The sequence below is a fragment of the Streptomyces sp. NPDC048389 genome, assembly GCF_040706335.1.
Classification (GTDB): domain Bacteria; phylum Actinomycetota; class Actinomycetes; order Streptomycetales; family Streptomycetaceae; genus Streptomyces.
In genome coordinates this window covers 1-6,534 of record NZ_JBEZKP010000106.1, presented here as the reverse complement: position 1 = coordinate 6,534, position 6,534 = coordinate 1, and the positions used below count along the sequence as shown (strand labels likewise).

Annotated in this window: 4 protein-coding genes and 1 pseudogene; 2 read left to right on the top strand and 3 right to left on the bottom strand. The window is 72.5% G+C overall.

Annotated features, from left to right (window positions below; all coding sequences use genetic code 11):
* Positions 1–189: 189 nt before the first annotated feature.
* The gene (locus AB0903_RS33965) at positions 190–1,242 is read right to left on the bottom strand and encodes a helix-turn-helix domain-containing protein (RefSeq protein WP_366708635.1); all 1,053 of its coding nucleotides are present in this window, start codon (positions 1,240–1,242) and stop codon (positions 190–192) included.
* A gap of 632 nt (positions 1,243–1,874) precedes the next feature.
* Between AB0903_RS33965 and fusA the strand changes: the two are divergent.
* Positions 1,875–2,198 (top strand): annotated as a pseudogene (gene fusA / locus AB0903_RS33960) (elongation factor G); the annotation flags it as partial.
* A gap of 86 nt (positions 2,199–2,284) precedes the next feature.
* On the opposite strand, the gene AB0903_RS33955 reads toward fusA, so the two are convergent.
* Both AB0903_RS33955 and AB0903_RS33950 read right to left on the bottom strand, forming a co-directional pair.
* Positions 2,285–2,674, bottom strand: coding sequence for a hypothetical protein (locus AB0903_RS33955; RefSeq protein ID WP_366708633.1), 390 nt, complete (start codon positions 2,672–2,674; stop codon positions 2,285–2,287).
* 251 nt (positions 2,675–2,925) lie between these two features.
* Complete coding sequence (locus AB0903_RS33950; protein ID WP_366708631.1) at positions 2,926–4,164, bottom strand: hypothetical protein; 1,239 nt, start codon at positions 4,162–4,164, stop codon at positions 2,926–2,928.
* Between the two features lie 388 nt (positions 4,165–4,552).
* On the opposite strand from AB0903_RS33950, the gene AB0903_RS33945 reads away from it, so the two are divergent.
* Positions 4,553–6,031 (top strand): glutamate-cysteine ligase family protein, encoded by a 1,479-nt coding sequence (locus AB0903_RS33945; RefSeq protein WP_366708629.1) that lies wholly within the window; start codon positions 4,553–4,555, stop codon positions 6,029–6,031.
* Positions 6,032–6,534 lie beyond the last annotated feature (503 nt).

Sequence of the window (6,534 nt, the reverse complement as noted above, 5' to 3'; positions counted from 1 at the left end):
CAGACCTCCCAGGGCGACGACCCGCAGCCCTCCGGCGGGCAGCGGAGGAGCGGCTTTCAATTCGGGATGTGGATGACTCATACGCCGACGCTACCCGAGAGAAGCCGCAGGTGATCCACGGCGCAATCCGGTGCTCTCCCGGCCGTGCGGGCGTACGGTCCGTCGCCGTACTGATCCCGGCACGCCGTGTCACGAGTCCGACGACGGCCAGTCCAGGAGCCGGGCCCCGATCACCGCCGTCTGGAGAGTATAGCGGTGCACCGGGTCGGTGGGGTTGGAGCCGGTGACCTGATGGATCCGCGCGAGCCGGTAGGTCAGCGCCCTGACGCTCAGATTCAGCCGCCGGGCCGCCTCCGCCGACACGCAGCCCGAGTCGAAGTACGCCGTGAGGGTGTCCAGGAGCGGCCCCGGACCGCCGCGGGTGCTCCGCAGCGGCCCGAGAACGTTGTGGACGAGGTCGGCCATCGCGGCCCGGTCACGGGTGAGCACCGGATAGACGAGCAGGTCCCCGGCGCGCAGGACGGGATCATCCAGATGCATGCGTCGCGCCAGGTCAAGGGCGTTGAGCGCCTCCTCGTAGGAGTGGACCACGCCTCCGGGGCCGGGGTGGGGGCGCCCGACGGCGACCTGGCCGCCGTCGGTGGCGGCGTGAGCGTGCTTGGCGAAGAACGTGAGGATGTCGGCCTCGTCGCCGGGGGCGATGCACACCAGTCGGCCGTCCTTGGTGGTCAGCAGGATGCGGCGGTCACCGAAGCGGGCGTACACCGCCTGCTCCACCTTCCGCAGCACCGAGCCGGTCTCCTCGTACGAGGCGAGGTTGCCCGCCACCGCTACGGCGTGGGCGTGGGACAGCCGCAGACCGAAGCGCTCCGCGCGCTCGGCGAGGTGGCCCAGGTCGCTGCCGCCGTAGAGCAGGTCGTCGATGAACTCGCGGCGGGCGGCCTCCTCCTGGCGGACCGCCAGCCGCTGGGCCCGCTCGTATCCCTCGGCGAACGCGTCGACCGCCTGCTCGACCGCCCCCAGCACACTCTCCGCCGCGGACCCCGGCCAGGCCGCCCGGGTGGCGGCCAGATGCTGGACGACGAGCGCGCGCAGACCCAGGCCGGCCTCCGCGGCCTGCTCACCGAGCGCCCGTCGGGACTGCAACTCGTCCCGGGTGAGCCGTCGTCCGGTCGCGGCGACCTCGGTCAGGATGTCCGTGTACCCCGCCAGGTACTCCTCGGGAATCGTCCGCCTTGCCACCGTGCCCCCCGGTTCGTCATGCGTCCTCCGGCGCCGTCTTCGTGGTGCCGGCTACTCGGTGCGGTCTTCCTCATGCGTCGCTGACGCGTTCTTGACGCGACGCGATCCCACCAGGGTGGCAGACGGGAGAGGGGAGCGTCGCAGGTGGTGAGCGGTACGGCCCTCGTCGCGCCGGCGCCGCAGCGGGACGACGGCGTCGAAGCGGTGCGAACGCCGCGCCGGTGGCACCACCGGCGCAGACCTGGCCGGAGCCTCCGTCCCCGGCTGGCGGGCACCGCGTCACGCCGTCCTGTAAACCCCCCTGAAGAGGCGGGACTCGGTGGCGGGCAGCGTCCTTGACGCTCTTGCCGGGGCTGGCGAATACTCGCGGATGCCCGCTCATCCGGGCGAACAACGGCTGAACAGGTCAAAGGCGACCTGTTGGATGATGTCCGGCGCGAGTGGGCATGCACCGGTGGTCCCGACCAAGGCCGCCCGCCCCTCGTCGGCATGACGAGACGTGGGGGCACAGATGGGCAGCACGAGCAGCAGACCGGACGACCACCACCCGTGTCCGGCCGATGCTCAGGACCGTCACCGGATCGAGCTGGCCGACCGGTTGCGCACGGCGATCGTCGGCCTGGACGATCTCACGCACGGCGGGCAGGTTCGGGCTGCGCGAGGCGCTGCGCGCATCGGCGACGGTGCTGCCGGAACCGGTCGTCGAGGTCACGGTCACCGTGCCCGACGACGCCGTCGGCACGGTCCTCGGCGACCTCGCGGCCCGCCGCGGCCGGGTCACCGGCCAGAGCGTGCGGTCCGGCACGGCGACGGTGACGGCCACGGTGCCGCCGGCCGAACTCTTCGGCTACGCCTCCCGCCTGCGCAGTCGCACCCAGGGCCGCGGCACCTTCACCACCCGCCCGACCGGCTACGCGCCGGCGCCGGCGTCGATGACGGGCGGGGCGGTGCTGTAGCGGTCGCCGCCGGTGTGGGGCCGTCCTCGGAGGGGACGGCCCCGCACCGGCCGCGGGGCCGGGGAGCCGCCGGGAGCGCGCGCCCGTCAGTACAACCCGACGATGCTGGGCGGCGCGAACACGTGCCGGGCCCGGTGTTCGTTGCCGAAGTGGGTGGCCGAGGCAGCCCGGGGGGAGGAGCCTGTGTCACGGGCGACCGCGTCGCGGTGGCCGGTGCAGCCGGCGCAGGCCGCCTCCCAGTCGGGCAGCTGGTCCGGGTGCGTGGCGGCCATGTGCTGTGCGAGGGCGATCTGCGTGCCGATGGCACTGTCCATCGGGTCGAAGTCGATGCCCGGTCCGCACGTGAGCCGGGCCTCTTCCGTCTCGTCCTGGATGCGCTTCATGGTCCGGTAGAGGCCGGCGCACTCCTTGCAGGCCCACATCCAGACGGGCGGCAGCGGCCATTCGTCCTCCGGCCTGATCCTGTCGTCGCTCATGCCGTCACGGTAGCGGGGCCCGATGCGTCGATGGGTCGACCTTGTGCAACTGACCGGCCGTCCCGCCCCCGCACTGCCCCGGTGGCCGTCCCCCGTACCCATCGCCCCGGTGGCCGTCCCCCGTACTCACCGCCCCGGCGGTCGGCCGCACGCGCGCACGGCCGGCCGGCCGTTGCGCAGTCCGGCGCTCTCCCGGTGCCCGACACCCCACGGCTTGCGGAGACTTCGCCCCGGGTCGATGACCGGCCCGTTCAGGACGCGTTGCCCGGGCCCTCGCGTCCCTCGTTCCCGCGGGCGGTCGCGGTGTCGCCGGTCCACAGGTAGGTGACGGTCACCCAGCCGTTGTCGTCCAGCCCGACGTTGTAGAACGTGCCGTCGGCCAGGTCGATGCCGGCCGGGTTGAGGACCCGCCGCCCGAAGCCGTCGAGCCCGTCGTTGTAGCCGCTCTCGTACGCCGCCTGGGCCTCGGGCAGGCCCTGCGGCAGGCTCTGGAACATCTCGCGTACGGAGGAAGGGTTCCAGTGGTCGTCGCGGATGTTCCACGGGCCGACGTCCCACACCGGCGCCGTCTCGCACCGGGCCGGCCCGCAGACCCGCACCGAGTACTCGGCGCTCCCCTTCGGCGACAGGCCGCGCCGTGAGGGCAGCGCGACGAAACGGTCGTCCGGCCGGATCACATGTCCGTTGGCCGTGGTGCCGCCGACCAGGCCCTCGCGCGTGGCGAAGACACGGGCCGTGAACGGTACGTCGGCCTCCGGGGCGGGTGTGGCCCTGCCGTCCGAATCGGCGGTGAGCCGCAGCCGGCCGACCGCGGGGCCGGTTCCGTCCGGACCGCTCCGGAGGACCAGCCGTGCCTGTACGTCCGTGACCGTACGCGGCAGTCGGGCCGGAACGCCGGGCGCGGCCTCGCGCCACTCGGTCCAGCGGCCGCTTCCGTCGCGGCCGCGGACGTCCACCAGCAGCTGTGCTCCCGGCGGTACCTCCGCCACCGCCTCGGCGGCGACCCGGTCGACCTCGTGCGGCAGGTGGTGCACCGGCAGTACGGCGGAACCCTGGCCGCGGCCGGTGCGTCCGGACGCGGCGGCGAGGCCGGTGTCCCGGATGCGCAGGGCGCCGCCGGAGTGGTGGACGTTGGCGTCGTCGTCGGGGCCCGCGCCGTCCGCGGTCCCGTCCAGCTCGACGCTCCAGGTGACGCTGTCACGGGTGGCCTCCGACGTCTCCGAGGCCACCGACGCCACCCGTGCCGCCGGGGCGTCGGCCGACGCGGCGATGGTGCCGGTGCCGGTACCGGTACAGGTGCCGAGCAACGGTCCGGCGAGCGCCGGCAGCACCACAGCACAGACGGCCGACCGCCGCAGAACCGTGCCGCGGCGGATGCTGTCGATCAGCGGGATGCGGTCGGTCCGCCCCGTCCCGCCCGTCCGGTCGGCGTGTTCCGTCCCGCCCGTCCGGGCGATGTGGTGGAGGCGCCTCCTGCCTCTCCCGCGCATGGGCCACTTCCCTTCCGTCGTGTCGTCTGAGGTCGTGTTCCGCCGTGTCCTGCGTCGACTTGTCACGCTCTTGTCTTCGGGCAGCCCGGGCACAGGGATGAGGCGCACGCCCCTGCGCTGCGCCGTCGGGGTGACGGCGCACCGCGGCGATCCCGAGCCGCTCCCGAGCCGCTCCCGACGCCCGGCCCCGCCCCCGCCCCGCCCAGGACCGCCCCGCACCGGCTCCCGCACCGACCCGCCCCCGCCCCGCCCCGGGGCGGCAGGTCCGGCCGCTGGCCGGGCAGGCCCTACCAGCGGCGGGCCCCACGGCTGGTAGGGCCTGCCCGGGAGTGGGACGCTGAAGGGGAAGCCGTCTGCCCGACGAGACGTGCCAGACTCCGGAGGGCCCATGGGACGTGACGTCCCGGCGCTCGTCTTCACCCGCGACGACCGCCGCCGGTACCGGGACAAGATGCAGGCTTGCCTCGACACGTTCGCGCAGATGCTGCGCGAGGCGCGCTTCGAGTCGGCGCGGCCGCAGGTGGGTCTCGAGATCGAACTGAATCTGGTCGACGCGGCCGGCGAGCCCGCGATGCGCAACACCGACGTGCTCGATGCGATCGCGGACCCTGCCTGGGACACCGAGCTGGGCCGGTTCAACCTGGAGATCAACATCCCGCCGCGCACCCTGACAGCGGGCGGCCCCGACGCCTGGGAGAAGGAGATCAGGGACGCCCTCAACCACGCCGAGCGGCGGGCGTCCGGGGTCGGCGCCCATCTCGCCATGGTCGGCATCCTTCCCACGCTGCGGCAGCGGGACGTGGGGGAAGCAGCGCTCTCGGAGAACCCGCGCTACCGGCTGCTCAACGAACAGATCTTCGCTGCACGAGGGGAGGACCTGCGGATAGCGGTCGACGGGGTGGAGCGGCTGCGCACGTACGCGGACACCATCACGCCGGAGGCGGCGTGCACCAGTACGCAGTTCCATCTCCAGGTCGCACCGGACGAGTTCGCCGACTACTGGAACGCCGCGCAGGCGATCGCCGGTGTGCAGGTCGCACTCGCGGCGAATTCGCCGTTCCTGTTCGGCAAGGAGCTGTGGCGCGAGACGCGGATCCCGCTGTTCGAGCAGGCCACCGACACCCGGCCGGAGGAGATCAAGGTGCAGGGGGTGCGGCCGCGGGTGTGGTTCGGCGAGCGGTGGATCAACAGCGTCTTCGACCTCTTCGAGGAGAACGTCCGCTACTTCCCGGCTCTGCTGCCACTGTGCGACGAGGAGGACCCGCGGGCGACGCTCGACGGCGGGGACACCCCGGAGCTGTCCGAACTCACCCTGCACAACGGCACCATCTACCGCTGGAACCGCCCCGTGTACGCCGTCACCCACAGCAGGCCGCACCTGCGCGTCGAGAACCGGGTGCTCCCGGCCGGACCCACCGTCGCCGACACCCTCGCCAACGGCGCCTTCTACTACGGGCTCACCCGCGCTCTGGTCGACGAGGAACGGCCGGTGTGGTCGCGGATGTCGTTCCAGGCGGCGGAGGACAATCTGCATGCCGCCGCGCGGCACGGTATCGACGCCCTCCTGTACTGGCCCGGGATGGGCGAGGTCCCGGTGGCCGAGCTCGTACTGAGGCGCCTGCTGCCCATGGCCCACCGGGGGCTCGAGCAATCCGGCATGGACGCGGCGTGGCGGGAGCCGCTGCTGGGGATCATCGAGCAGCGCTGTGTCACCGGACGCAACGGGGCCGTGTGGCAGGCGGAGATGTACCACCACATCGACGCCACGTCCCGGGTCGACCATTACGAGGCGCTGCGCCTGATGACGCGGCAGTATCTCGACTACATGCATCTGAACGCGCCGGCGCACACCTGGCCGGTCGACTGAGAGCACCGGAACACCGGTCGCGGGCTTCGACGAACGCGGTCTCGACGAACGCGGGCGCTGTCGAGCCCGCAACGCGTTGGACCCGCAGTGAGCCTCCGCCAACTTGAAGTCGCAGGCCAAGGGGCTGGTGTGACCGGGTTCGGCGTGCCCATGCTGGTCGCAGGCGGCAGTCTGCCGAGTAGATCATCTGTCAGAAGCTGTGGGATTTGTCGAGTTTGGTGCCGACCTCATGGCGGGGGTGGGGCGTCGGAATCGCCGGGCTGGTGCGAGCACGCGTTCCTCGCCCCGAGCTGCTGGGCCCCGGGCTGCTGGGAACACCGTCGCGTCCCTGGAATACATCCGAATGGGGGATGAGGAGCACATGATGTGGATGGATTTTGTCGCTCCGCCTAGGCTCGCCCCGGACGGTACTGACTTCGGCTCGTTAGGGTGATCCGTCTCGAAGTGCCTGATGATGCGGCGCGGTTGGTTGTATTTCCTGGCGTGTGAGATATGCGGATGGG

What these genes read in the sequence shown, in the direction of transcription:
- AB0903_RS33945 (WP_366708629.1), top strand. Translation starts at nt 4,553, where the DNA reads ATGGGACGTGACGTCCCGGCGCTCGTCTTCACCCGCGACGACCGCCGC.
- AB0903_RS33950 (WP_366708631.1), bottom strand. Translation starts at nt 4,164, where the DNA reads ATGCGCGGGAGAGGCAGGAGGCGCCTCCACCACATCGCCCGGACGGGC.
- AB0903_RS33955 (WP_366708633.1), bottom strand. Translation starts at nt 2,674, where the DNA reads ATGAGCGACGACAGGATCAGGCCGGAGGACGAATGGCCGCTGCCGCCC.